This is a genomic window from Streptomyces melanosporofaciens (assembly GCF_900105695.1).
GTDB lineage: Bacteria > Actinomycetota > Actinomycetes > Streptomycetales > Streptomycetaceae > Streptomyces > Streptomyces antimycoticus.
Genome location: NZ_FNST01000002.1, coordinates 7,955,379 through 7,980,768 on the forward strand (window position 1 = coordinate 7,955,379; position 25,390 = coordinate 7,980,768).

Below are 25,390 nucleotides of genomic sequence, written 5' to 3' on the forward strand. Positions count from 1 at the left end.
CCGACCTCGCCGACCATCACGCGGGCAAGCGGCTCGTGTGGTCAACCGACCGGTAGGAGTCAGCGTGACCGGACAACGTGGTCAGCCGGCCCGCCGCACGGTCCTCGCCGCGGGACTCCTGCTCGGTACGGGCCCGTTGAACACCGCCTGCCGCAGTGCCGTCGCGGAACAGCAGGGGTCCGGGGGCGGGCCGCGCCACGGCGGCACCCTGCACATGGTCCAGGGCACGGACATCCTCCCCGCGTTCCTGCTGTCGCAGATCAACCCGAACTTCTCGGTGAGCCGCACGGTTTTCAACACCCTGACCGAGCTGGACCACAGGACTCTGCGGCCCAGGTCGTCGCTCGCGAAGAGCTGGCGGGTGTCGGACGGCGGACGGACCCATGTCTTCCAGCTCCGTGACGACGTGACGTTCCACTCGGGCCGCCCCTTCGGACCGGACGACGTCGTGTTCGTCCTGGACCACCTGACCAAGGACACCACCAGCTCCCAGGTCAAGGCCGTGGCTCGGCAGGTCACCTCCGCCGAGCGGACCGGCGCTCACGAAGTCACCGTGGGCTTCGGCAAGGCCGTCAGCAATGTGTGGGACATGTTCGAGATGATGGTCGTGATCGACCGGGAGTCGGTGGCCGATCTCGCCTCGGGACGGGAGATCATCGGCACCGGGCCGTTCACCGTCGAGTCCTACAAGCCGGGCTCGTCGATCTCACTGAAACGCAACCGCCACTACTGGAAACCCGGCCGTCCCTACCTCCACGGCATAGAGATCGCGATCGCCGCGCAGTCGTCCACCGCCGTGGCCTCCTTGCGCTCCGGGCAGACACATCTGGCCCTCGACCTCTCGCCACTCGACGCCGCCGGCATCCGTGACCGGCCGGGATTCCGCCTGGTGCAGTCCGACGCCCACGATCTCACCTATTACATCGGGGCCAACGTCACAGTGCCCCCGCTGGACAAGGCCGAGGTACGGCAGGCAGTGGCCTGGGCGGTCGACCGGGAGCGCGTGCTCGCCCAGGCCCTGGGCGGGATCGGCCGACCGAGCAGCCTGCCGTGGTCACCGGCCTCGGCCGCCTGGGACCCCGATCGGGCAGCGGCCTACACGCTGAATCCGGAGAAGGCGAAACGTCTGCTGCGACAGGCCGGCGCGGCCGACGCCAAGGTCGACCTGTACTACAGCAACACGCTGGCGACCAACGCCGCGATCGCCCAGATCGTGCAGGCGAACCTCGAGGACATCGGCCTCACCTGCCGGCTGCGACCCAAGCAGGACGCCGAGTATCAGAAGCTGTTCGTCAGCGGGAAGATCCCCGGCCTGTTCGTCAACGGCCACGGCTTCGGGCAACTGACTCCGTCGACCCTCGTCAAAGGCGCCTGGCCCTTCAATGCCCAGCACAACGCGTCCAACTTCCGCGATCCCGAGTACAGCCGCCTGGCCGAAGAGATCTGGACCGGCAAGGGCGACGCGCTGACCGCCGCCTACCGGGACCTCAACGAACTGCTCCTTGAGGAACAGTTCGTCATCGACCTGATCAACAGCACCCATACATATGCCATTCAGGATTCGCTCCACGGTCTGACCTGGACCATGTACGACGGCATCGACCTCGACAATGCCTACCTGGCATGAGGAGGATCCCATGCTCCGCTACGCCCTCCGGCGTGTCCCCTCGGCCCTGGTGGTGCTGGCCATCGCGTCGGTCGTGGTCTTCGGCGTTCTCCACCTGGCGCCCGGCGACCCCGCCGTGCTCGCCGCGGGCCCGGACGCCTCCGCCAAGACCGTGGCCGCGGTCCGGCACCAGCTGGGACTGGACGCTTCGCTGCCCCGGCAGTACCTGTCCTGGCTCGGCGGGGTGCTGACGGGCGACCTCGGGGAGTCCTATGTACGCGGAGTGCCGGTCGCCACCCTGATCGGCAACGGCCTCGGCAACACCCTTGAACTCACCCTCGGCGCCATCGTCCTGGCGGTCCTGCTCGGTGGCCCGGCCGGGCTTGTGCTCGGCGTGGCCAAAGGCCGCCTCATCCGCGGCGCGACCGCCGCCGCGACGGCACTGGCCTTCGCGATACCGCCCTATGTCAGCGGAGTGCTCCTGGTGATGGTGTTCGCCATCACCCATCGGATCCTGCCCGCGGGCGGCCACATCTCCCTGACCGCGGACCCGGAGATCGGGGTGCAGTACCTGATCATGCCGGCCCTCGCCCTGGCCCTGCCCGCCGCCGCCGTACTCGCGCGCTTCCTGTCGACATCGATCCGGCGGGTTTTCGATGAGGACTACATCCGCATCGGCACGGCGAAGGGCCTGCGGCGGCGCCGGATCGTCCTGTGCCACGCGCTTCCGAACGCCCTGCCGCCGGTGCTCACCGTCCTCGGCATTCAGATCGGCCAGATGCTCGGCGGGGCGATCGTGGTGGAGGCCATCTTCGCCTGGCCGGGCGTGGGCCAGCTCATCATCGACTCTCTCAAGAGCAGCGACTACTTCGTCGTGCAGAATCTGCTGCTCATCACGGTCACGGTGTTCGTCGTCCTGCAGACCCTGACCGATCTGCTGCACGCGGCCGTCGATCCCCGACTCAGGATGGAGCGAGCATGACCACCAGCACTGAGGCACCGCCGACGGCCACCGTCGCCGTCCGTGGCGGAGGTCGGCCGCGGCCGCCGCGCCGCCCGGTGCTGAGCATGGGGCTCGGACTCGTCGTCGTGCTCGTCCTGGCCGGTGTGCTGGCCCCGCTTCTGGCACCCGCCTCGCCGACCCAACAAGGGCCGCTCGCCCTCGCCGATCCGTCGTCAACCCACCCGCTCGGCACCGACGAATACGGCCGCGACCTGTTCTCCCGGGTGCTGTACGGGCTGCGCCAGGACGTGTTCGCCACCGTGATAGCCGTCCCGATCGGTGCCCTCGCCGGGATCCTCATCGGCCTCGCGAGCGGACTGGCCCGGTGGCTCGACACCGTCGTCCAGCGGGCGTTCGACGTGATGCTGTCGTTCACCGCGCTCGTGGCGGGTGTCACGGTCGCCATGCTCATCGGCTCTGGACGCACCGCGGTCATGGTGACCATCGCCCTGGTCAATGTGCCACTGTTCGGCCGCCTCATCCGGTCCTCGGTCGTCAGCGAGCGGCAGCGCGACTATGTCGTGGCGGCCGCGGCCATCGGCTCGGGCCGGGTGCGGATCCTGCTGCGCCACATCCTGCCCAACGGCCTCGACCCGCTGATCGTCCAGTTCGCCCTGTCCATGTCGACCGCCGTCTTCATCGAGGGCGGCATGAGTTACGTCGGGATCGGCATCCCCCCGCCGGCCCCCTCCCTGGGGTCGCTGCTGCAGGGAAGCATGAACTTCCTCGCACAGAACCCCTGGTACGCGATCGGCCCGATGGCCGCCGTCACCCTGCTGGTACTGGGATTCCAGCTTGTGGCCGACGGTCTCACCGCGAGCCTGCTGCGCCGCTGAAACCTGATTCCTACGTCACGCCTGCCACACGCCCGACCGGGCGCGCACCCTGCTCACCCCGAAAAGGTGTTTACCCTTCTGGCCTGCACCTTTAGGCTTCGCGCATGGCCACCACGACCCGCTTGGAAAAGATCGACCCCAGTAACTTCGACGCTGCGATCGCCCTGAAGGTACGCCCGGACCAAGACCACCTGGTCGCCCCGGTCGTCAAGTCCCTCGCCGAGGCGTACGTGCATCCCGAGGTCGCCTGGCCCCGACTCATCCTCGACGGCGACCGACTCGTCGGCTTCCTGATGGCCTTCTTCGACATCGACTTCGCCGGCGACGGTACCGGCACCGACATCCGCTCGGGCCTGTGGCGCCTCAACATCGCAGCAGGGCAACAGGGCCGCGGCTACGGTCGCTTCGCGGTCCAGGAAGTGGCCACCGAGATCCGCCGCCGCGGAGGCACCCGCCTGACGGCTTGCTGGCATCCCGGCAACGACGGCCCCGAAGACTTCTACCTCGGACTGGGATTCCGACTGACGGGAGAGATGAGCGGGGACGAGCGCGTCGGCGAACTGGAACTTACCTAAACCTTGATCCGCCGGACAGGCCCTAGCTCGACGTGGATGGCGGGAATCGCAGAAGCGTGACCGAATGTGCTGGGAATGTCCAGGTCAGGGAGGTGCCGTGGGCCGTGGCGCGGGACTTTTCGATGGTGACGGCGTCGGGGAGTTCGGCGTCGTTGAAGTCGTCGTAGCTCCTGCCCGCCACCACGGACACGTCGACCGTCGTGGCATGCCGGAAACTTCCCAGCTCGACCCGGGACTTGATGTCGTCCTCCGGCGAGCGGTTGACGACCAGGACGCTCAAGGCTCCGTCCTTGTCGAGGGCGGCGGTGGTGACCAGCGCGTCATAGGAGGAGCCCAGCGGTGTCTCCCGGGTGGAAACCTCGGTGTTGTCCTTCACTTCGCTGGCCACGACGTGTCCGCCGCCGTGGAAGAAGTCGCTGAGCTGCTCGCGCACGATCGCGTCGGGGGTGGTCACGAAGCTGGGCGCGCCTCCGAAGAGGGTTCGCGACAGCCCGGGTTTCTCCCCGATCAGGTCGTTGCTCGCGGTCCAGCGGACGCCGAGGTCGGCGAACCGGGCCCACTGGGACGCCATATAGAGGGCGTGCGACATGGCGTAGGTGTACTCGGGATACGCGTCGGCTTCGCGCTCGCCTCCGAAGAAGAGGGCGCCGCATTCGGAGACGGCGATGTAGGCGTCGTCCTTGCCGTGTTTGCGCACCTGTGCGGTGAGGTCGGAGACCATCGTGGCGGCGGCCGCGTCGCCGAGCATCTGGTAGTCGTGTCCGGCCCGCTTGTCGGGGAAGCTCGTGGCCTTCAGGTCCCGGGAGAAGTCGGTGTACGGGTGGATGGCCATGCCGTCGTACGTGTCCGCGTGGCCGTGCTCGGCCATGAGCTCCGGGAAGCTCTTCCCGCCCGCCAGTTTCCCGTCCTCGATGGGCGCCCAGATGGCCAGGACGTCGATGGAGGAATCGACCGCCTTCATCTTCGTGTAGTAGTCGACGAAACCGGCGTGTGGTCCGGAGTCGTAATCGGCGGTGATCTTCGAGCCCTTCTGCGGGATCTTCCCGTGCCGACCGTCGCCGAAGCGGATGCCGCCGCTCTTCGGCGTGAAGGTGTAGACGGGGTCGTCCGCCCCCGCTGAGGCGAGATCGGCGACCTCGCGCCACGTGTCCTCATCGACGCGGATGGTCTGGCTCTTGGGTACGACGGGCGGGTACCAGACGGTGAAGCTCTGGTTCGGTTGGCCATTGCTCACCGCGGCGGAGGGCCGGTGGTCGGTGGGTGTTCCGACGCGCTGGCGCTTCTGCCGCTGGGTGCCCCCGAAGGCGTACTGCCGCATGGCCTTGTCGTCGTCGGCACTCATCCAATAGCGCTGGTATTTGCCGAAGAGCTCGTTGCCGATTTCCCAGTAGCGCACCCCGTATGGCTCGGGGTGGCCGTTCCGCGCCCGGAGGTCGCCCCACGTGGTCCCCTGGGGTGCGTTCATGTACGCCACCCAGTCGGCGATCTCGTCGGGGGTCGAGTTGGCGAACGGCGCCATGATCTGTGGCGTCGCGCCGACCTCCCGGATGAAGGCCATGTACTCGTCCGGGCCGAACCGGCTGTCGACGGTGGCGCCTTGCTTCCCCTCGACCTGACGGCCCCTGCTCTCCTGAGGGCCAACCGTCACCCGCCAGTTGAAAAGATTGGAGGAGGTGCCGCCGGGATACCGGATCATCCCGACCCCGGCCTTCTTGATCTTCCCGACGATGCCCGGGGCCGGGCGGTTGTGCTCCGCATCCCACATGCCGTAGGCGTCGTCGTACCACTTGGCCCCGTTCACACCGGTCATGAACGGGCTCACCGTGAACGATCGCCGCTGGGCGTCGACGGCGATGACCGGCACGCCACCCTGGCCGCCCGACCCCCGCGCGTCCTCCGGGGTGCACCCGGTGTTGCTCATGACGCCGGCCGCCACCGCGGCCGCGCCGTACAGGAAGTGGCGCCGACCTATCCCGTGCCGACGTATCTCACTCATGGTGGTCCCTCTGTTCCCTGGACGATCTTCGTTCCGTGGGCACGGGACGGTAGGGGAGGGCCTTGTGTGGTTCTTGTGAGGTGACCCGCCGGACCCTGACGGGCTCGGGTGGTGAAAATTACCTCTCACTGAGAGGTAAAGTGGAGACATGGCGACAGATGAGTTCCCCGATTCGTTCGCCGATGTGCTGGGCGGCGTCCAGCGGCTGATCCGGCGGCGGCTGCGGGCCGGGATGGCGGAGCCGCGGCTGCGCGGTGCCCAGGTGGAGCTGTTGCGGCTGGTCATGGCCCAGCCCGGGATCCGGGTGTCGGCCGCGGCCAAGGAGCTCTATCTTGCGGGCAACTCGGTCTCCACCCTGGTCAACCAGCTGGTGAAGGCGGGCTATCTGTACCGCGAGACCGATCCCGAGGACCGGCGCTCCGCACGGCTGACGACCACCCCCGCCGCCGAGACCCGGTTGCGGGAGTGGCAGGCACGGCGCGGCGCACTGGTCAGTGAGCAGGTGGCGCGGCTGTCCGAGAGCGATCGGGCGGCGCTGGCCGCGGCCGTTCCGGCGCTGCGCAAGCTGGCCGAGAACCTGCGTGAGGAGATGGATGGGATATGACCGACGCCCCGGAAAGCACATCTGCGGTCGCGCTCGTCTGCGAGGGCCTGCGATACACGTTCGGGGAGACCAAGGCGGTCGACGACCTGGAGCTGTCGGTCCGGGCGGGCGAGGTCTTCGGGCTGCTGGGACCCAACGGAGCGGGCAAGACCACCGCGATCCGCTGCATCACCACACTGCTGCCGGTCCCCGCCGGCATGGTGCGGGTGTTCGGGCACGATGCCGCGAAGGAGCGGATGGCGGTCCGCCGGCTGCTGGGCTACGTACCGCAGCAGCTGTCCGCCGACGCCGGGCTCACCGGCCGGGAGAACGTGGAGCTGTTCGCCCGAGTCTTCGACGTCCCCCGCCGGGAGCGGGCCGACCGCGTGGCGCGGGTGCTGGAGGCCGTGGACCTCACCCCGGCGGCCGACCGCCTCGCCAAAACGTACTCCGGCGGCATGGTCCGCCGCCTCGAATTGGCCCAGGCCCTGGTCAGCGCGCCCCGGCTGCTGATGCTGGACGAGCCGACGATCGGCCTGGACCCGATCGCCCGGACCAGCGTGTGGGAGCACATCAACGCGGTACGGGCGGCCACCGGGATGACCGTGCTGGTCACCACGCACTACATGGACGAGGCCGACCAGTACTGCGACCGGGTCGCGCTGATGCACCGCGGCCGGATTCACGCACTCGGCACGCCCGGCGAGCTCCGCTCCGAGCTGGCCGGCCGCCGCCGGGCGGAGGGCGAGGCCGATCCGAAGCCGACTCTGGAGGACGTCTTCCGGGACGTCGCCGGAAGTGGCCTCGACGAGCAGGGAGGAGATTTCCGCGATGTCCGAAGCACCCGTCGCACCGCGTCCCGGGTCGGCTGATGCCGCCGGGCTCGTCCCGGACGGACGGCCCGATCCGCTGCTGACCCCGCCGCGCGCCCGCACCGGATGGCGAGTGCTGCCCGCGCGGGTCGTCGCGATGTGCGTGGTCGAGCTGCAGAAGCTGCGGCACGACCGCACCGAGCTGTACACCCGGGCCATCCAGCCCGCCCTCTGGCTGCTGATCTTCGGTGAGACGTTCACCCGGCTCAAGGCCATACCGACCGGCGGCACGCCGTACATCGACTATCTCGCGCCCGGCATCATCGCCCAGTCCGCGATGTTCATCGCCATCTTCTACGGGATCCAGATCATCTGGGAGCGGGACGCCGGCATCCTCACCAAACTGCTGGTCACGCCCACCCCGCGAGCCGCCCTGATCACCGGCAAGGCATTCGCCTCCGGGGTGAAGGCGCTGATCCAGGCGGTCGTGGTGATCGTCATCGCGGCGCTGCTCGGGGTGGCGCTGACCTGGAATCCGCTGCGGCTCCTCGGGGTGGCCGTCGCGGTGATCCTGGGCTCGGCCTTCTTCTCCTGCCTGTCGATGACCATCGCCGGGATCGTGCTGACCCGCGACCGGCTGATGGGCATCGGGCAGGCCATCACCATGCCGCTGTTCTTCGGCTCCAACGCGCTGTACCCGGTGGCGCTCATGCCCGGCTGGCTCCAGGCCGTCAGCACCGCCAATCCGCTGAGCTACCAGGTCGACGTGTTGCGCGGACTGCTGCTCGGCACCCCGCACCATCTCGCACTCGACTACGCCGTCCTGCTCCTGGCCGCCGCGGCCGGTATCACGGCGGCCTCCTCCCTGCTGGGGCGGCTGGCGCGCTGACCCGGCCGGTGTGCGGAGCGCGCCACACCGTACTGTCGCCGGGGCAGCGGCCATCAGCGATGCCCCACGAGTACGAGAGGAACACGCGGTGCGGTACGAGGACGGCTCCCCTTACGCCTACACCCCCGGCATCGGGGTGCCCCAGGGCGTCCAGGCGGTCAATGTCGGGTGGCTGGAGCGGCAGGAGTTCCCCCGCGGTGAGGTGCCGACGGAATTCGTCCATGCGCTCGCGGTCCTCTGTCGGGACAACTCCACCAATCGCATGCGGGGTTGGCAGAGCTGCGCCCTCCCACACCCGGAGGGAAAGCCGCCCCATCCCGTCGTGGTGAACGTCGACGGCACCGAGATCACCCTCGGCAGCGCCGAGATCAGGCTCCTGGCCCGCGACGGCCGGTGGCTCATCGCCCCCAATCTCGTCCTCCACTACGTCACCGCCCACGGCTACCTCCCGCCAGGGGAGTTCATCGAGGCGGTGACGGCAAGGCGGGCGATCCCGGAACCGCCCTCCGGAATGCCGCGGTTCTAGCCATCGGGGGCCATCGGGGGCCATCGGGGGCCATCGGGGGCCATCGGGGGCCATCGGGCCTCGTCCGCGCGGCGCGTCACGGGCGCAGTCGTGCCCGGGCGAGTTCGGTGGCGGCGTCCGCGGTGGATACGCCCATGCGCCGTGAGCGGTCGATCACCTCGGCCACGCGGACACCGACTTGGCGGACGCGTGCCTCGGCGTGTGCGCTGTCGTGGCCGAGGAGCTGCTCCTCCAGGAAGATCAGGCCGCCGGCGTTCACGCAGAAATCGGGCGCGTAGAGGATTCCACGCGCCTGAAGCATGGCGGCGTGAGCGGGCGTGGCCAGGACGTTGTTGGCGCCACCGGCGATGATGCGGCAGTCCAGCAGCGGCAGCGTCTCGTCGGTCACGACGCTGCCCAGCCCGCAGGGCGCCAGCACATCGCATGCGACGGCCGGCGCCACTTCCGGTGCGACGACCCGGGCGCCGTGCCGCGCCGCGACGGCGTCCGCCCGGCGCGGGTCGGTGTCCGCCACGATCAACTCCGCGGCCTCCGCGGCCAGCAGATCGGCCAGGGCCGATCCCACATTGCCCACTCCCTGGACGCACACCCGCACCCCGGCCAGGTCGCCGTCACCACCGGAGGCGCGCAGACAGGCACGGATTCCCTCCAGCACCCCCAGCGCCGTCAGGGGAGAGGGATCCCCGGCGGCGCACACCGGTGAGGTCTCCCGCCCGATCACTTTGATGTCGGCCTGCGTGGTGCCGATGTCGTTGACCGGAATGAACCGCCCCTCGAAGGCCGCGAGGGCACGGCCGTGCGCCCGCAGCGGCCCCTCGTTCCGGTGGCGCGCCGGGTCACCGATCATGATGCTCCAGCCCCCGCCCAGTCCCAGCCCGGCGGCCGCTGCCTTGAGCGTCATGGCCTCGGCCAGGCGCATGCCGTCCGCCACGGCGGCGTCTTCGTCGGGGTACGTATGCATCCGCACCCCGCCCAGGGCCGGTCCGAGCGTCGTGTCGTGGATCACGACGACCGACCGGAGCCCGGTTTCCTCATCGTGGCAGAGCGCGACCTGCTCGAAGCCATCAGCATGGATCGGTGTCATCATGCCCGGCATTCTCACCGGCGGCACCGACAAGCGGCCGACTCTGGTTCGACCCCGTCTGCCCGTGGACGTGGCTGACCTCCCGCTGGATGCTGGAGGTCCGCAAGGCCCGGCCCGTCGACATCACCTGGCACGTCATGAGCGCTCTTCGACTGAGCCCTGCCTCCTGACGCGACACCCCGGGGGCGCCGGAACCCGGGGAGACCGGTGCCGACGCCCCGGCATGCGGATGCGCCGCTGTCGGGCGCATGATGGAGACAACGGAGCAACCGCGGACTGACCGGCGACAGTCCGACGGTCGGGCATGACCGATCGTCCGGATCGCAACTGGCGCCTGAAACAGGAGAGAGCGGTGGTCGAATGAACACCGTGCAGAAGGCCGCCATCGTCACCGGGGCTTCCCGGGGAATCGGCGCGGCCCTGGTCGCCGCCTACCGCGAGCTCGGCTACACGGTCACCGCGACCGCCCGCTCTCTGGACGAGTCGAGCGATACCGGCGTGCTGACCGTCAGTGGTGACGTGGCCGAACCGGGCGTGGGCGCCCGTATCGTCGACGCGACCCTGGCCCGGTTCGGGCGAGTCGACACGCTCGTCAACAACGCCGGGATCTTCGTCTCCAAGCCGTTCACCGACTTCACCGACGAGGACTATGACCTCGTGACCGGGGTCAACCTGCGTGGCTTCTTCGAAACTTCCCGCAGCGCCATTGCCGCGATGCTCTCCCGGGAGGGTGGCGGCCACGTGGTGAACCTTTCCACGAGCCTGGTCGACCACGCCAACTCACAGACGCCCTCAGCGCTCGCCTCGCTGACCAAAGGCGGACTGAACGCGGTCACCAGGGAGCTGGCGATCGAGTATGCGGCCCGTGGCATCCGGGTCAACACCGTCGCATTGGGCAGCATCCGCACCCCCATGCATCCGCCCGAGACGCAACGGGCCCTCGCCGCACTGCACCCGCTCGGCCGGATGGGGGAGATCGACGATGTGGTCAACGCGATCGTCTACCTCGAGAACGCCTCGTTCGTCACCGGCGAGATCGTGCACGTGGACGGCGGCCAGAGCGCTGGACACTGAGTCAGCCGGTGACCCGGCCCCACCCGGTCTTGGGGTGCGGCGGAACGGCGGCGATCGGTCTACCGGCAAGAAGTGCGGCGCCTGTGCGTGGCGGCGCCGCACCTCGCCGCCACGCTGCCACCGGTGGACGCGCTGCGGACCTGGATGGAGCGTTTCATCGGCTTCATGCCCGCCAAGAGCGGGATGGCGGACGCGCTGAGAGTGGTGCTGACCGACGACAGTGAGCGGCTGCAGACGCCGATCCTGGCGGCGTCGTGGGGAGCTGACACGGTCGGCGCTGTCGAGACGATAAAGCTCTTTGGAACTCGTCGTCCGACGGCCGAGATACGACGCGCTGTGCCCATGTCCGGACTGCCAAGATGAGCGAATGATCTATCCAGCCGATATAGACCGGTCGACTGCGGATCAGACACGGCTGTTACTGATCGAGGACGACCGGGAAACCGCAGACATGCTGGCGGAATTGTTCAGCTCAGAGGGCTACGAGGTCGAGGTGGCATTCGACGGCCACCGGGGGCTTCATCTCGGGCTCAGCCGACGACATCAGGTGATGGTCGTCGATCGCATGCTTCCGGGCATCGAGGGCCTGGACCTGGTGAAACGATTACGGAGGGTCGGTGTGACCACCCGGGTCCTGGTGCTGACCGCGCTGGGTGAACTCGGCGAGCGTGTCACCGGCCTCGATTCGGGCGCGGACGATTATCTGGTCAAGCCCTTCGAAGTGGACGAACTGCTGGCCAGGGTGCGGGCGCTGCACCGGCGCGACCTCTCGGGCGCCGAAATCCTTCCGCTCGGCGACGGAGAGCTGGACCTGCGGCGCCGCGAGGTCCGCCTTGCCGACGGCACGGGCATCGAGCTGTCCTTGCGGGAATTCGGCCTGCTCCACGCGCTCGCCGAAGGCCCCAAGATCGTGCACGACCGTTCACACCTTCGCGAGCGGGTGTTTCCCGATACCTCGGCGGAGTCCATTGTCGACACCTATGTCTACTACCTGCGGCGGAAACTGGGCCGGGACATCGTCCGCACCGTGCGCGGGCGCGGCTATCAGATGGGGACGCTGTGAATTCGCTTCCGATCCGCTTCCCGCGTCGTACGGCGCCGAGCCCGAGCAGCGGAGGCTCTCCTCCGCCCAGTGGACGATAACCCGGCGCATCTCGCTGGTGATGTCGGTGATCATGTTGATCATCGGGTCATCGTCTATGGCGTCATGCTGTTCGCCCAGCGCGCCGACGCGGAGCGCGAAACCCAGTGGGGCATCGACCACAACACCATCGACAGCCCGCCGGTCTGCGTGTGGATGACCGTGGAGCGTAACGGGGTGATCAGCAGCACCCCCGGCACCCCCGCCGGGCTACCCGTGAGATCCAGCCTGGCCGCGGTCCGCGCGGGTGCTCCCGCGGTGCTGGAACGGGTGAAGCGAGGTGGCGAGGAGTACACGGTGCGCACCGCATGGCGTGGCGCGGAGGTCGTTCAGGCAGCCTACGGCGAACGGTTCCAGCGCGCCGACCGCAACCATCTGCTGCTCGCCTTCGCGGCGGCCGAGGCGGTCGGTCTGCTGCTCGTCGCCGTCGCCAGCGGCATGCTCGCGCGACGGGCGATGCGGCCGCTCTCCGAGGCGCTGGACCGGCAGCGGCGGTTCGTCGCGGACGCCAGTCATGAACTGCGCACACCGCTGACCCAGTTGCACACCCGCGCCCAGTTGCTGGTCCGGCGCTCCGACTCGGCCACCCCGCAGCAGCTCGCCACCGACCTGCGGTGTCTGGTGACCGGAACGCGGCAGCTCGGTGACGTCATAGACGATCTGCTGCTGTCCGCGCGGCTGTCCCAGTCGCCGGGGTCCCGCGATCCGGTCGACCTGGCCACGCTCGCCAAGGAGGCGGTGTCCGCGGAGGACGCCCGGGCCCAGACGATGCGGCTGACCGTGGCTCTTCGGTGCGGGCCGGGGCAGCATGTGGTGATGGGCACCACGTCGGCGTTGCGCCGGGTGATCGCCGCGCTGGTCGACAACGCGATGGGGCACACTCCGCCCGGTGGGGAGGTCGTGGTGTCCGTGCAGGCCCCGCTTCCCGGCATCGTGTCGCTGTCCGTACGCGACACCGGCGTGGGGTTCGCACCGGAGGAGGCCACCCGCATGTTCGAGCGGTTCGCCAGGGGGGCCGCCGGCCGTGGCAGACGATTCGGGCTCGGACTGGCGCTGGCCCGCGAGGTGGTCGAAAGCCATGGCGGGCGGATCATCGCTGCCGGACGGCCGGGGCACGGTGCGCTGTTCACCGTGGAGCTGCCGGCGGCGCGGGTCGGGGAGACCATTCCACGGCAACGGACGATCGCCTCGTGCCTCTCCGCGGGAGGCAGACGGCCGGATGTTTCGGGGCACTGACGCGACCGGGGCCGGGGCCCGGCTCATGAGGCCTGCGGCCGGCGCCAGTCGAGGGCACCGCTGTCGAGATCTTCGGCGAGCCCGGCCAGCGGCGACTCGGCGTCCCACACCAGCCGGGTCCGGCGCCACAGCCGCCCGTTCGCCAGCCGTTTCAGCGCGACCCCCGGGCAGTGGTCGCCCGGTGCGAAGAAGGCCCCGATCGCGTTCCCGGCGCTCACGATGGCCGCCGCGGTCGTCTGGTCGGCGCCGAAATACCGGAACCGAGGGGTGAATCCCGCACGCTCGCAGGCGATCCTCAGGCTCAGGCCGAGACCGTCGGAGCGGTCGCCGGGGGCGACCCAGGTGTCCTCGGCCAGTTCTTCCAGGGTGATCAGTTGCCGATGGGCCAGCCGGTGGCCGGGGGAGAGGCCGATCAGCACCGGTTCGGTGTCGAGGTCGCGGACGGTGAATTCGCGGACCGGGGGCGGCACCACATCCGGGAACTCGCTGATGACCGCGAGCGCGATCTTCTCGGTGCGCAGCAGCTCCAGCACGGCCTGGGAGGAGGGTTCCAGATAGGTCAGCTGTTCGTGGTGCGGCAGCCGCTCCCGGATGAGTACGGCGATCAGGGGCACCCAGGGGTTGTCCACCCCGCCCAGCCCGACGGCCTGTGGCGGTTCGGCCGGCTGGGCCAGGGTCCGTGCCGTGGAGAGCAGATCACCGAACTCGTCGAGCAACTGCCGTGCCCTGCCCAGGACATGGACGCCGAGCTCGGTCGGCTCGACACCGTGCGGGCGGCGGCGGAACAGCGGCCCGCCGAATTCCTGCTCAATGCGTCTGAGCTGAGTGGACAGGCCGGATTGGGCGATCTTCAACGTGGCGGCCGCATGGCTGATGCTGCCCGACTCAGCCACGGTGAGCACGATCCGAAGATGGCGTAGCCCCATGTCCACTTCCTGCCTCCGTCGTTGATGGTCGCGGCCGGAAATATCCGATGACGAGAACGGCACCGGCCACGGACAGCAGCGCCGTCCACGCTGCGGTGACGTACATGGCGTGCAGATAGGCCCGGTTCGCGGCGGCGAGGAGATCGGGACGGCTCAGCGACCGCGCCACCGCCCGGGTGGCCTCCGCGGAGTCCAGGGCCGTCTCCCGTGGCCCGGGAGGCAGATCGGTGAGCGAGGTCCGGATGGCTCCGCGGTAGGCGGTGGCGAGCACCGAGCCGAGCACCGCGACCCCGAGGGTGCTGCCCACCGGCCGGGCCGCGGCGTTGATCGCCGCGCCGGCGCCGGTGTAGCGCGGGGGCAGGGAGGCCATCATCTCCGCCGTCATCGGCGCCACCACCAGGCCGATACCGGCGCCCTGCGCGAAGAGCATCCCGGCGATCCAGGCCACCGGGGTGCCCGCGTCGAAGAACACATAGCCGCCGAAGGTGACGCTGGACAGGAGTATCCCGGCCACCGCGCACCAGCGGACGGTCAGCAGCCGGGACACCGTCGGGGAGATCTGGTTGCCGAGGACGATGCCGCCCGCGGCAGCCGCCATCACGGCCCCGGCGGCCAGCGTCGACAGCCCGTGCACCCCCTGCAGGTAGAAGGCGCAGTAGAAGAGCTGCCCCGCCAGGCCGAAGAAGAGCAGCAGCAGGGTCACCGTGCCGCCCGCGAAGCGCGGCTCGGTGAACAGGCGCACATCGAAACCCGGCGCGGCGCGGCGGCTCTGCGACATCACGAACGTCGCCAGCAGGGCGAGACCGACCGCCAGGGGCAACAGCGTGGCCGGGCTCGACCAGCCGGCCGGGCGGCCGCCCCGGATGACGCCGTACACCACCAGACCCAGCCCCAGCACGGACAGCGCCAGGCCCAGTGGGTCGAGCACCCTGCGCTCGGCGTAGCGCAGCCCGGGCACCAGAAGCCACACGCCGAGCAGGCACACCGCCACCACCGGAAGGTTGACCAGGAACACCGAGCCCCACCAGAACCGGGTCAGCAGCGCACCGCCCACCACCGGTCCGAGCGCGACGGCGGCGCCGCCCGCGGAGGCCCAGACCGCGATCGCCCGGGTCCGGTCGGTCGGGGCGCTGGCGCGGGTGACGATGGCCAGCGTCGCCGGGGTGATCAGCGCCCCGCCCGCGCCCATGAAACCGCGGGTGACGGTCAGCTCCGTGGCCCCGTCCGAGAACGCGGCCAGGGTGGAGGCGCCGGCCAGCAGCACCAGCCCGGTGACCAGGATGCGGCGCGGCCCGTAGCGGTCGGCGAGAGCGCCTCCGGCGAAGCTGCCCGCGGCGAAGACCAGCGAGTACGAGGCGTTGGCCCACGCCAGGTCGGCGGAGCTCGCCCCGAGCCCGTGCACCGGATCGGCGAGGGTTTCCATCGCCACGTTGAGGACCGTGTTGTCCAGCAGGACCAGCGTCTGCGCCAGGACCGCCACGGCCACGGTCCACCACTGCCGGGCGGAGGTGGCCACGGCCGGGCCCTCGCCCCCGGCCGCGGCCGGCGCCGCGGTCCGGTGGCTCACGGCGCCAGCGCTCGTCTGCCCGCGACCAGGGTCCGGGTGAGTTCCGCGACCCGGTGCCCGAGGTGTTCCGCGGTGGCGAGGTCGGACTTGTGCACCGCACCCGATCTGTCGTCCACCGCGGACTGCGCGGCGGCCCCCTGGAAGAAGCCGAGCCGGTTCAGGTCGAATTCGCTTCCGGAGGAGGAATTCCAACCGGGGGGCAGGCCGAGGCTGGCCCAGAGCATGCCGTGCTGTGCGGCGAGGGTGGCGAAAAAGCCCAGGGTGCCGGCCTTGTCTCCGGCCATCGAGCCGGAGTTGGTGAAACCCGCCGCCAGCTTGTCCTGCCAGCGGCGGGTGAGCCAGCGTCGGGCGCTCGCCTCCGCGAAGGCGTGGAAGGCCGACGAGGCCGTGCCCATATAGGTCGGCGCGCCGAAGATGATCGCGTCGCCGTCGTCGAGCCGATGCCATTCCTGATCGGTGATCCGGTCGACCCGGATGGAGGCGACCTCGGTGTGCGGGACCCGGCTCGCCCCCGCTCGTACGGCCTCCGCCAGCCTGGCGGTGTGACCTCGTCCGCCGTGACAGGCGATCGAGATGCGTACCGGGTCGGTCAAGGCGGTCACAACTGCCTCCTCGAAAACGCGGTTTTCGGCTCCGGCGGAATAGCCGTCGGACAGCCTGTCAGAGCAATCTCAGAAATTCCTCAGAGTCGCATAACCGCAGAGTGATGGAGATTCGATATCCGCTCGGCTCTGCGTGGACGTGCCATTCTGACCGAGCAATCCCCCTGCGTGGTTCGCCCCTTGGGAGAGGTGTGCCTGGCCCATGACCGATATTGGTAAATCATTCCGGATGCGGCGGCTCTCGGGCGTCGGGGACGGAAGATATCTTTTCGTCCCGCTCGACCACAGTGTGTCCGATGGGCCGGTGGTGTCCCAGGCCCGCTGGAACGGGCTGTTGAGGGCGCTGGTGGACGGCGGCGCGGACGCGGTCGTCGTCCACAAGGGCCGGGCGCGGGCGATCGCACCGGATATCCTGCGCCGCTGCGCCCTGGTGGTCCACCTGAGTGCGGGTACGGCGCACGCGGCCGACACCGATGCCAAGGTGCTCGTCGGCGACGTCGAAGAGGCCGTACGGCTGGGCGCGGACGCGGTGAGCGTGCATGTGAATCTCGGATCGGACACCGAGCACCGGCAACTCACGGATCTCGGGGCCGTCGCGGCCTCATGCGACATCTGGAACATGCCGCTGCTCGCGATGATCTATCCGAGGGGGCCGCGGATCGCCGATCCGCACGATCCCGCGCTGCTCGCCCACGCGGTCAACATCGCCGCGGATCTCGGTGCCGACCTGGTGAAGACCTCGATCGCGCTGCCGATGGACCGGATGGCCGAGGTGGTGAACAGCTGTCCGCTGCCGGTCCTCGCCGCGGGTGGCCCGCCCGACGGCTCGGACCTGATCAGTCACGCGACCTCGTTGATGCTCGCCGGCTGCCGCGGCCTCGCGGTCGGCCGTCGGATCTTCTCCTCGCCCTCACCCTCCTCGCTGGTGGCGCGGCTGGCCGCCGTCGTGCACGCCGTCGATGCCGGAACGACCCCCCACCCCCCGACGATCGCGACAGGAGCCGTATGAAGTTCGCATGGATCGATCTCCGAGCCGTTCCACAGCCCCAGCTCGAATCCATCGTCGACGCCGCCATCCATACGCGGATGCAGGGCGTGCTCTGCGATGACGCATCCGTCCTCGCCGCACTGCCCCCCACCGTCACCGGCGTCACCACCACGGTGGTGACCGAGGAGAAGGAGCTGTACGACCTCGGCGCCGACACCGCCGCATGGGTCGAGGTACACGACGAACCGTCGCTGCGGCTGGCGTGCGAGGCCGCCGTCGCGCTGCCCCTCACCGTGGTCCGCTTCGCCGACCCGACCAAGATCCCGCTGGAGATCGTGCTCGCCGCCGCGGACCGCTCCGCCGGAAAGCTGATCACCGTCTGCGCCGATCTGGAGGAAGCCGCCACCGTCCTGGAGGTGCTGGAACGCGGTTCGGACGGAGTCCTGCTGGCTCCCTCCGACGCCGGCGAGGTGTTCGCGCTGGCCCGGCTCCTCGAGGCCGGCACCTCTCCGCTGGAGCTGACCACGCTGACCGTCGACCGCATCGAGCACCACGGGCTCGGCGACCGGGTGTGCGTGGACACCTGCACGCATTTCGCCGAGGACGAGGGCATCCTGGTCGGCTCGTACTCGACCGGCTTCATCCTGTGCTGCAGCGAGACCCATCCGCTGCCGTACATGCCGACCCGCCCGTTCCGGGTCAACGCCGGCGCCCTGCACTCCTATGTGCTCGGCCCGGAGAACCGGACCAACTACCTGAGCGAGCTGCGCTCGGGCAGCACGACGCTTGCGGTCAACGCCGAGGGCCGGACCCGGCCGGTCACGGTCGGCCGGGCCAAGCTGGAGTCCCGGCCGCTGCTGACCATCACCGCGAGAGCGGCCGACGACATCGTGGTGAGCCTCACCGTCCAGGACGACTGGCATGTGCGGGTGCTCGGGCCCGGCGGCAAGGTCCACAACGTCACCGAGCTGCGGCGCGGCGACGAACTCCTCGGCTATCTGGCCACGGACCAGCGCCATGTGGGCTTTCCCATCGGCGAATTCTGCAAGGAAAACTGATGAGCGTCCGCATGCGGGAGCTCCTTGACACGCTGTTCGACGCCCATCCCGACGAGCTGCCCTACCTCGTCCACGGCGACCACCCGGTGAGCCGCGGAGAGGTCCGGGCCGCCGTGGCCGTGGAAGCGGCGGTCTTCGCCGGACACGGCGTCGGCGAGGGGCATACGGTGATGCTCCGGATACCACCGAGCTGTACCCAGATAGAGGTACTGCTCGCGCTGTGGCAACTGGGCGCCCAGGTGATGCTGGTCGACCACCGGCTCAAACCGTCGGAAGTGGACGCCCTGCGCTCGTTGTGCCACCCGCAGTTCATGGTCGGCGCGGGTACGGCGGGCCGCTCGTCGCTCAGGTTCGAGCCCCGGTACGAGGTGGTCACCTCCCGGTACCCGGATGGCCGCCCGGCGGCGACCGAGCACCGGCTGGTGCAGTTCAGCTCGGGTTCCACCGGGCTGCCCAAGGTGATCGGGCGGACCGCGGCCTCCCTGGCGGCCGAGATCGAGCGGTTCACCCGGATCGAGGGGATGCCGACCCGGGGCGAGCGGGTGTTGCTGCTGAGCTCGACCGCGCACAGTTTCGGCCTGATCGCCGGGGTGCTGCACTCCCTCGCCGCGGGCGTCTCGGCGGTCTTCGCGCGACGGGTGTCGGCCAAGGACATCCTGGCCGCCGCCTCGCGTCACGACGTCCACGTCATCTTCGGCACGCCGTTCCACTACGAGCTGCTGAGCACCGCCCGGGACCTGCCCGCGCTGCCCGCCCTGCGCGCGGCGGTCTCGGGCGGGGAGATCATGCCGGCGCAGACCGCCGTGCGGTTCGCCGACCGGTTCGGCACCGGGGTTGGCGAGTCGTACGGGACCACTGAGACCGGCGTCATCGCGATGGAGGTGAGCGGCGCCTCGAGGCCCTCGGTCGGCCGGCCGGCACCCGGTGTGCGGCTGCGTGTCCGCGAGGGCGAGCTGGACGTCCGGCTGCCGGACGGCTCACCCTATCTGCACGATTCCGGCGGCGACCGGTACGCCGACGGCTGGCTGCACACCCACGACCGGGCCGAACTGGATTCCTCCGGCGGTGTGCGACTGCTGGGCCGTGGCGACTCCCTGGTGGTCATCGGCGGCCTCAAGGTCGATCTGACCGAGGTCGAGGCCGTGTTGTGCCGGCACCCGGGGGTCAACGGGGCCGTGGTCGTGCACGCCGGCGCCACCGAAGCCTATGTGTCCGTCGCGCCGGACGGCCCCTCGCCGGGGGAATTGCTGCGCTGGTGCCGGGACCGGCTGGCCGACTACAAGGTGCCCCGCGTCGTCCACGTCCTGGCGGACCTGCCCCGCACCTCCAACGGCAAGCTCGTCAGGCGCCGCGATGCCCTGCTCGCCCGCGCTCCCGACCGTTGACCCGCCGACCGCCCCTTGCCGCCCACCCCCACCGATTCCCGTGGCACAGAAAGGTTGCGCACCATGCAGACGGCGTTGCAGAAGGAGATCCGCGACTTCGTGCTCAGCACGATCAGCGAGGAGATGAACCATCCGCTCGACGCGGACGAGATCAGCGATGACAGCCCCATGGGCACCGGCGGAATCGACATCGACTCACTGGGCCTGATCGAGCTGCTCCTCCGTCTGGAGCGCCGGTTCGATGTGAAGTTCCCCGACGGTGACATCGAACAGGCCGGCGCGATGAACCTGGGCGACCTGATCAACGAGGTCGTCGGGCGGGGCGCCACGGCATGACCGCGGAATCCGAGGCCCGGCCGGGGATCACCGTCGACGCCGTGCGGGAGCTGCTGTCCGACCCCAAGATCTTCGCCGAACTGCCGCCCGGCCTGGACGACGACGCCGAACTCGCTCTGGACTCACTGGGGTTGGTGTGGTTCCTGCACCAACTGGAGCTGCGGTACGGCCTGGAGATCGAGCCGGCGGAAGCCTTCCTCGCCGAGTTCACCTCGATCCGCCGGATCACCGACTACCTGGTGGACGTCCATGAGTCGTGAGGTGCTGCTGACCGGATTCGGGGTGCGTACGGGCTTCGGCACCGGGGCGGACGCACTGCGGGAGGGCGTCTTCGACGGGAGACCCGCGTTCGCACCGATCACCCGCTTCGACATCGGCCCGTACCGAACGGGCCTGGCCGCCACCTACGGCCCGGCCGCCCCGCTGCGCGACGTGCTGGCCGAGGTCGCCGCGGCGGCGGTCGGCATGGCCGGGCTGCCGACGGGGGCGCGGGCCGCCGTCCTGGTGGGGACCGCGGGCGATTTCACCGGGCTGACCCGCTTCTGGCGCGCCCGGGATTCTCCCGGCTCTCCCGGCTCTCCTGGCTCTCCCGGCGCGGCGGCCTCCGGCGGCGCCGCTGAGACCGTGCCCGCCTGGCAGGCCGAGGCCCTCGCGGACGCGCTCGGCGTGCGCGGCCCCCGGCTGGCGTTCACCGGCGCGTGCGTCGCCTCGGCCGCGGCGATCGCGCATGGCTGCCAGCTCATCGCCTCCGGCCGGGCGGAGACCGCGATCTGCGCGGGGGCGTACCTGGTGGAGGAGGAGAACCTGGCCAAGTTCGACTCGGGATTCGCCCTCTCCCGGGACGGAATGGTGCGGCCGTTCTGCGCCGACCGCAGCGGTCTGCTGCTCGGCGACGGAGCCGCCGCCATCGTGCTCGAATCCGTCGACAGTGCCCGGCGCAGGGGAGCACGTGCGCTCGCTGCGCTGACCGGCTGGGGCGCCGCCGGCGACGCCCACCACATCGCGCGGCCCCATCCGGAAGGCGCCGGGCTGGTCGCGGCCGCCGGCCGGGCCCTGCGGCGTGCGGGCGGCCCGCGGATCGACTACGTGAACGCGCATGGCACCGCGACCCGGCACAACGACCCCGCCGAGACGCGCGGACTGCGCACGCTCCTCGGCGCGGACGCGGCCCGCACACCGGTGAGCTCGACCAAGAGCACCACGGGACATCTGCTGGAGGCGTCCGGTGCGGTGGAACTCGTGATCACCCTGCTCGCGCTGCGGGACGGGGTCCTGCCACCCACCGCCGGATTCACCGAACCGGATCCAGACTGCGATCTCGACTATGTGCCGAACCGCCCCCACAAGGCCGAGCTCCGGCGTGCGCTCACCGTCAACGCCGCGTTCGGTGGCGCCAACACCGCACTGGTACTGGAGCGAGCATGATCGCCGCGATATCCGGGCCGTCCGCGCCGCCCGTCGCCGGCTTTGTGGAGTCCGCCTTCAACCCGATGGTGCACCAGGCTGTCGAGCGATGTCTGACCGCCCGGCCGGGCGACGGCTCCCGGACCGCCATGGTCCTGGCCAGCACGATGGGGGATGCCGCCACCCTCGATCTCGGCAGCCGTCTGCTGGTGGCCGGGCAGGTGCACAATCCGCTGCTGTTCATGCAGTCGACCCCGAACGCGGTCCTCGGCCGGCTCAGCCTCGAGTTCGCCATCACCGGACCGCTGCTCTGCCTGTCCACCGTGGCGGACCCGGCCGGTGAGCTGCTGGGCACCGCGGAACTGCTGCTGGAGGACGAGGAGCTGGACCGGATCGTGCTCATCGGGGTCGAGCTGACCGGCACCGAGCGCACCACGGCGGCGTACCGCGAGCTTCGTACCGGCCCACCCGCCGCGGACCTGGCCGTGGCGATCGTGCTGGACCGGGACGATCCGGTCCCGAGCCTTCCGCCCGACACCCCGCCCACCCCCTCGGGGGAGTACGGCACCCTTCGCGGCCTGGTCGAGCTGGCCGCCCGAATCCAAGGAACCACATCATGATCACCAAACAGGAACGCGCGCGGATCAGCGAGGACGCCGCCCTGGGGGCCGGGAATGTGATCCACCGGCTGAAGGCGTACGGCAGAGAACTCGACGAGCAGGTCCTGTGGACCGACGCGACCTGGCAGGCCCCGGACGGCGGCCACCCCGAGGTGATGACCCTGGGCGAGCTGCACGACGCCGTGGAGATCTACGCGAGCTGGTACCACGCACAGGGCGTCGGGCCCCGCGACCCGGTGGCGATCCAGACCTATTCCAGCACCGAGTTCGCCATCAACTTCCTCGCCCTCACTTCCCTGGGCGCGATCCCCTCCTTCGTCAACGGCAACCTCCGCCCGGAGATCGCCCGCGAGTATGTGCGGCGCCAGGGCGCGGTGGGAGCCGTCACCGACCGGGCCCATCGCGCGGTCCTCGCTCCCGACCGTGCCGAACTGGGCCTCGGCTTCTGTGTCACGGCGGCCGACATCCGCGCGGAGAACCGCGAGCCCCTCCCCGCGGTCTATCCGTACTCCCACCACGCCACCGACCCGATCATCATCTCGCACTCCTCGGGCACCACCGGAATGCCCAAGGCCGTTCCGCACACGCATCAGACCCTGCTGTATGCGCAACTGCACCGGCTGAAGCTGTCGGTCGGCTCCGCGATGGGCAGGCTGCTGGTCGCGCTGCCCGGCTCGCACAACGCCGCCATCTCGGTCATGCTGTTCGGCTTCCTGCTGCGCTCGCCCGTGTCGATGCTGTCCAGCCAGCGCGGGATCGACGTCCTGGACGCCATGGAGACGTTCCGCCCCACCACGGTGTTCGCGTTCGCCGGAACCTACGGGGAGATGGCGGCCCAGGATCTCTCCGCCCGCGATCTGTCCAGCGTGGAGGCGTGGTACAACACCGGCGACGCGGCGCACGAGACACATATCAAGGCGCTGATCGAACAGGGCAGCCATGAGACCGTCGGCCGGGATCTGCAGCGGCGCCGGGTCCCCGGCTCCGTTTTCACCGACGGACTCGGCTCCTCCGAGACCGGCTACTCGCTCTTCCACAACGGACACAAGCCCGGCCGATCGTCCTTTTCGCGCTGCGTCGGCAAACCGATGAGCTTCGCCGAGGCGGCGGTGCTCTCCGAGGACGGCACACCGCTGCCACCCGGCGAGATCGGCCGCCTCGGCGTGCGCTCGCCCACGCTCACCCCCGGATACTGGAACGACTCGCTGACCTTCCACCGGCTGCGGCTCGGTGGCTACTGGCTCACCGGCGATCTGTCCTATCGGGACGAGGAAGGAAACTTCTACCACCTGGACCGCGCGCCGGACGCGATCCGCACCCCCACGGGCATCGTGTTCAGCACCCGCACCGAGGAGTTGCTGCTGCGCGAGATGCCCGAGCTGGACGACTGCACGGTGGTGGCGGTCGCGCCCGAGGGCGTACGAGCGGACTGGGACGGCGACGGCACCGCCGACGCCTACGCCCTGCTGCAGGTGCGCGCGGACGCGGCCGACACGAAGACCGACGACGCCCGATGGACGGCCGAGGTCAACCGGGTGCTGATCGCCGCGGGCTTCCCGCAGCTGACCGGAGCGCTGCGGATGGATCCGAGCGAGGTGGTGAAGGGAGCCACCGGCAAGGTGCTCAAGCGGGAGATGCGCGAACGCTTCCGCGCCAGGGTGGCCGCCGGCGAGCTGGACGGGAAGGTGCGATGACCGCGGTCGACCGTACGAGTCCCGGTACGAGCCCCCGGCCCCGGACCTTGGACGTGTACCGGCAGTGGTGGCTGCACGACGCACGCTGGTACCAGGGGGTGGCGAAGCGGTTCGGACACGCGGTGGCCAATGAGATCAACGCCGAGGCGCTGCGGTACGTGGCCGTCCAGGTGGGCAAACGGATAGCCCGTCAGTTCGGCGGAAAGCCCGCGGTGGACCTCGAGGAGCTCCGCCGCCGCTACGACGCCTGTTCCGAGTGGATGTTCCCGAGCGAGCTGCGGGACGGGGCGACCGCGGTGCTCCCGGACGGGGAGATCGAGCTGACCATGCGGCAGAACTTCGCCGTGGTGATGGTCCGGATGGCCGGTTCGCTCGACGGCTACAAGTGCCCGTGCACCGACATCCACGCCGGCTGGTCGGAGGGGCTCGGGGTCGAACTCACCCGCAACTGCGCCACCGCGTGTCTGCGGGACGGCGACCCCGCCTGCCGGCTCCTGATGCGGGTCGGGAGCCCGGTATGACGGCGCGGGTCCTTGTCGCCGGGGCCACCGGGGTGATCGGCCGCGCACTGGTTCCGCTGCTCCGTGCCCGCGGCCATCATGTGACCGCGCTGGTACGGGAGCCCTCCCGGGCGGCCGGGCTGGCCCTGGACGGCGTCGTGGTGGCCGACGCGCTGCAAGCCGGGGCGGTGCGCGCGGCGGTGCTCTCGGCCCGGCCCGAGGTGGTGGTGCATCAGCTCACCGCCCTGCGCGGCTCCACGGCGGAGGGCTTCGAGCGGACCGCCCGGCTGCGCACCGAAGGCACCGCGCAGCTGATCGCGGCGGCCGAGGCCGCCGGGGCGGAACGCATGGTGGCGCAGAGCATCGCGTTCGCCACCGCTCCCCGCGGCGGGCCGGTGCTCACCGAGGACGCACCGCTGTATGTCGACGCACCGGATCCGGGCTGGGCGCTCACCACGCGCGCCATCGCCGAACTGGAGCACCGGGTACTGGGCGCCGCACACCTCTCCGGGACCGTACTGCGCTACGGAACCCTGTACGGGCCGGGCACCCTCTACCACCGCGCCGGTGCGATCGGCGGCGCGGTGGCGCGCGGCAGGTTGCCACTACCGGAGCCCGCCGTCGGCGTCACCTCGTTCCTCCACATCGAGGACGCCGCACGGGCCGCGGTGTGCGCGGTGGAAGCGGATACCGACGGCGTGTTCAACGTGGCCGATGACGACCCGGCCGAGGCCGCGGTCTGGCTGCCCGAGTACGCCCGCCTGCTCGGAGCGCCCCCGCCCCGTACGGTGCCGTCGCAACTGGCCGAGCGGTTGCTGGGCTGGCTCACCGGCTACCAGCTCACCGCCATGCGCGGCGCCGCCAACGACCGCGCACGGCGGGCGCTCAACTGGAAGCCGGCGGTGCCGAGTTGGCGGACACGACTGGCCGACGACTGACCGGGCAGCGG

At 70.3% G+C, this 25,390-nt stretch carries 27 protein-coding genes and 1 pseudogene; 23 read left to right on the forward strand and 5 right to left on the reverse strand.

What is annotated here, in order from left to right; all coding sequences use genetic code 11:
• Positions 1-64 precede the first annotated feature (64 nt).
• The 4 genes from BLV72_RS36500 to BLV72_RS36515 all read left to right on the forward strand — a co-directional run bounded on the left by BLV72_RS36500 (position 65) and on the right by BLV72_RS36515 (position 4,020).
• Positions 65-1,627 carry an ABC transporter substrate-binding protein gene (locus BLV72_RS36500; protein ID WP_093467760.1) on the forward strand — a complete coding sequence of 521 codons (1,563 nt, stop codon included), beginning with the start codon at positions 65-67 and terminating at the stop codon, positions 1,625-1,627.
• Between the two features lie 10 nt (positions 1,628-1,637).
• The gene (locus tag BLV72_RS36505) at positions 1,638-2,588 is read left to right on the forward strand and encodes an ABC transporter permease (RefSeq protein WP_093467762.1); all 951 of its coding nucleotides are present in this window, start codon (positions 1,638-1,640) and stop codon (positions 2,586-2,588) included.
• The gene (locus tag BLV72_RS36510) at positions 2,585-3,445 is read left to right on the forward strand and encodes an ABC transporter permease (RefSeq protein ID WP_093467763.1); all 861 of its coding nucleotides are present in this window, start codon (positions 2,585-2,587) and stop codon (positions 3,443-3,445) included. Before BLV72_RS36505 ends, BLV72_RS36510 begins: the two co-directional genes overlap by 4 nt.
• Positions 3,446-3,549: 104 nt before the next feature.
• Entirely contained in the window at positions 3,550-4,020 is a 471-nt protein-coding gene (locus BLV72_RS36515) for a GNAT family N-acetyltransferase (RefSeq protein ID WP_093467765.1), read from the forward strand.
• Between the two features lie 22 nt (positions 4,021-4,042).
• On the opposite strand, the gene BLV72_RS36520 is transcribed toward BLV72_RS36515, so the two are convergent.
• Positions 4,043-6,016: an alpha-L-arabinofuranosidase C-terminal domain-containing protein gene (locus BLV72_RS36520; protein ID WP_093467766.1), complete on the reverse strand. Its 1,974-nt coding sequence runs from the start codon at positions 6,014-6,016 to the stop codon at positions 4,043-4,045.
• Positions 6,017-6,164: 148 nt separating this feature from the next.
• Between BLV72_RS36520 and BLV72_RS36525 the strand changes: the two genes are divergently transcribed.
• From BLV72_RS36525 to BLV72_RS36540, 4 genes are all read left to right on the forward strand, one after another.
• Complete coding sequence (locus BLV72_RS36525) at positions 6,165-6,620, forward strand: MarR family winged helix-turn-helix transcriptional regulator (RefSeq protein ID WP_093467768.1); 456 nt, start codon at positions 6,165-6,167, stop codon at positions 6,618-6,620.
• Positions 6,617-7,471, forward strand: coding sequence for an ABC transporter ATP-binding protein (locus BLV72_RS36530; protein WP_093467769.1), 855 nt, complete (start codon positions 6,617-6,619; stop codon positions 7,469-7,471). Before BLV72_RS36525 ends, BLV72_RS36530 begins: the two co-directional genes overlap by 4 nt.
• Complete coding sequence (locus BLV72_RS36535) at positions 7,431-8,300, forward strand: ABC transporter permease (RefSeq protein ID WP_093467771.1); 870 nt, start codon at positions 7,431-7,433, stop codon at positions 8,298-8,300. Before BLV72_RS36530 ends, BLV72_RS36535 begins: the two co-directional genes overlap by 41 nt.
• An 88-nt stretch (positions 8,301-8,388) precedes the next feature.
• Complete coding sequence (locus BLV72_RS36540; protein WP_093467772.1) at positions 8,389-8,826, forward strand: DUF7919 family protein; 438 nt, start codon at positions 8,389-8,391, stop codon at positions 8,824-8,826.
• Positions 8,827-8,902: 76 nt separating this feature from the next.
• On the opposite strand, the gene BLV72_RS36545 is transcribed toward BLV72_RS36540, so the two are convergent.
• On the reverse strand, positions 8,903-9,913 hold the full coding sequence (locus BLV72_RS36545) for a Glu/Leu/Phe/Val dehydrogenase family protein (protein ID WP_167746459.1): 1,011 nt from the start codon (positions 9,911-9,913) through the stop codon (positions 8,903-8,905).
• Between BLV72_RS36545 and BLV72_RS50495 the strand changes: the two are divergent.
• From BLV72_RS50495 to BLV72_RS36570, 5 genes and pseudogenes are all read left to right on the forward strand, one after another.
• Positions 9,904-10,053, forward strand: a pseudogene (locus BLV72_RS50495) (mycothiol-dependent nitroreductase Rv2466c family protein); the annotation flags it as partial. The gene BLV72_RS36545 and the pseudogene BLV72_RS50495 sit on opposite strands and share 10 nt — an antisense overlap.
• A 217-nt stretch (positions 10,054-10,270) precedes the next feature.
• Positions 10,271-10,984, forward strand: coding sequence for an SDR family NAD(P)-dependent oxidoreductase (locus tag BLV72_RS36555; RefSeq protein WP_093467775.1), 714 nt, complete (start codon positions 10,271-10,273; stop codon positions 10,982-10,984).
• A gap of 87 nt (positions 10,985-11,071) precedes the next feature.
• Entirely contained in the window at positions 11,072-11,347 is a 276-nt protein-coding gene (locus tag BLV72_RS36560; protein ID WP_143059833.1) for a hypothetical protein, read from the forward strand.
• Between the two features lie 4 nt (positions 11,348-11,351).
• Positions 11,352-12,047, forward strand: a complete 696-nt coding sequence (locus tag BLV72_RS36565; RefSeq protein WP_093467778.1) for a response regulator transcription factor — start codon at positions 11,352-11,354, stop codon at positions 12,045-12,047.
• 144 nt (positions 12,048-12,191) lie between these two features.
• Complete coding sequence (locus tag BLV72_RS36570) at positions 12,192-13,361, forward strand: sensor histidine kinase (RefSeq protein WP_143059834.1); 1,170 nt, start codon at positions 12,192-12,194, stop codon at positions 13,359-13,361.
• Positions 13,362-13,384: 23 nt separating this feature from the next.
• Here the strand turns inward: BLV72_RS36570 and BLV72_RS36575 are convergent, their stop codons facing one another.
• Genes BLV72_RS36575 through BLV72_RS36585 form a run of 3 tightly spaced genes read right to left on the reverse strand, consistent with a single transcriptional unit; the run spans position 13,385 to position 16,447 of the window.
• Positions 13,385-14,263, reverse strand: a complete 879-nt coding sequence (locus BLV72_RS36575) for a LysR family transcriptional regulator (RefSeq protein ID WP_162003934.1) — start codon at positions 14,261-14,263, stop codon at positions 13,385-13,387.
• On the reverse strand, positions 14,247-15,854 hold the full coding sequence (locus tag BLV72_RS36580) for an MFS transporter (RefSeq protein ID WP_244321187.1): 1,608 nt from the start codon (positions 15,852-15,854) through the stop codon (positions 14,247-14,249). Before BLV72_RS36580 ends, BLV72_RS36575 begins: the two co-directional genes overlap by 17 nt.
• Positions 15,851-16,447, reverse strand: coding sequence for a flavodoxin family protein (locus BLV72_RS36585; RefSeq protein ID WP_093470758.1), 597 nt, complete (start codon positions 16,445-16,447; stop codon positions 15,851-15,853). Before BLV72_RS36585 ends, BLV72_RS36580 begins: the two co-directional genes overlap by 4 nt.
• Before the next feature lie 211 nt (positions 16,448-16,658).
• On the opposite strand from BLV72_RS36585, the gene BLV72_RS36590 reads away from it, so the two are divergent.
• The 10 genes from BLV72_RS36590 to BLV72_RS36635 all read left to right on the forward strand — a co-directional run bounded on the left by BLV72_RS36590 (position 16,659) and on the right by BLV72_RS36635 (position 25,379).
• The gene (locus tag BLV72_RS36590; RefSeq protein WP_093467783.1) at positions 16,659-17,465 is read left to right on the forward strand and encodes a 2-amino-3,7-dideoxy-D-threo-hept-6-ulosonate synthase; all 807 of its coding nucleotides are present in this window, start codon (positions 16,659-16,661) and stop codon (positions 17,463-17,465) included.
• Entirely contained in the window at positions 17,462-18,502 is a 1,041-nt protein-coding gene (locus BLV72_RS36595) for a 3-dehydroquinate synthase II family protein (protein WP_093467784.1), read from the forward strand. Before BLV72_RS36590 ends, BLV72_RS36595 begins: the two co-directional genes overlap by 4 nt.
• A complete protein-coding gene (locus BLV72_RS36600; RefSeq protein ID WP_208905842.1) occupies positions 18,502-19,887 on the forward strand; it encodes a class I adenylate-forming enzyme family protein in 1,386 nt (461 codons plus the stop codon). The genes BLV72_RS36595 and BLV72_RS36600 overlap by 1 nt, the downstream gene beginning before the upstream one ends.
• Before the next feature lie 63 nt (positions 19,888-19,950).
• A complete protein-coding gene (locus tag BLV72_RS36605) occupies positions 19,951-20,223 on the forward strand; it encodes a phosphopantetheine-binding protein (protein ID WP_078646301.1) in 273 nt (90 codons plus the stop codon).
• Entirely contained in the window at positions 20,220-20,483 is a 264-nt protein-coding gene (locus tag BLV72_RS36610; protein WP_093467786.1) for a phosphopantetheine-binding protein, read from the forward strand. Before BLV72_RS36605 ends, BLV72_RS36610 begins: the two co-directional genes overlap by 4 nt.
• A complete protein-coding gene (locus BLV72_RS36615) occupies positions 20,473-21,648 on the forward strand; it encodes a beta-ketoacyl synthase N-terminal-like domain-containing protein (protein WP_093467787.1) in 1,176 nt (391 codons plus the stop codon). The genes BLV72_RS36610 and BLV72_RS36615 overlap by 11 nt, the downstream gene beginning before the upstream one ends.
• Positions 21,645-22,247: a hypothetical protein gene (locus tag BLV72_RS36620; protein ID WP_093467789.1), complete on the forward strand. Its 603-nt coding sequence runs from the start codon at positions 21,645-21,647 to the stop codon at positions 22,245-22,247. Before BLV72_RS36615 ends, BLV72_RS36620 begins: the two co-directional genes overlap by 4 nt.
• Positions 22,244-23,941 (forward strand): class I adenylate-forming enzyme family protein, encoded by a 1,698-nt coding sequence (locus BLV72_RS36625; RefSeq protein ID WP_244321188.1) that lies wholly within the window; start codon positions 22,244-22,246, stop codon positions 23,939-23,941. Before BLV72_RS36620 ends, BLV72_RS36625 begins: the two co-directional genes overlap by 4 nt.
• Positions 23,938-24,462 carry a hypothetical protein gene (locus tag BLV72_RS36630; RefSeq protein WP_093467792.1) on the forward strand — a complete coding sequence of 175 codons (525 nt, stop codon included), beginning with the start codon at positions 23,938-23,940 and terminating at the stop codon, positions 24,460-24,462. The genes BLV72_RS36625 and BLV72_RS36630 overlap by 4 nt, the downstream gene beginning before the upstream one ends.
• On the forward strand, positions 24,459-25,379 hold the full coding sequence (locus BLV72_RS36635) for an NAD-dependent epimerase/dehydratase family protein (RefSeq protein ID WP_093467793.1): 921 nt from the start codon (positions 24,459-24,461) through the stop codon (positions 25,377-25,379). The genes BLV72_RS36630 and BLV72_RS36635 overlap by 4 nt, the downstream gene beginning before the upstream one ends.
• Positions 25,380-25,390: the final 11 nt, after the last annotated feature.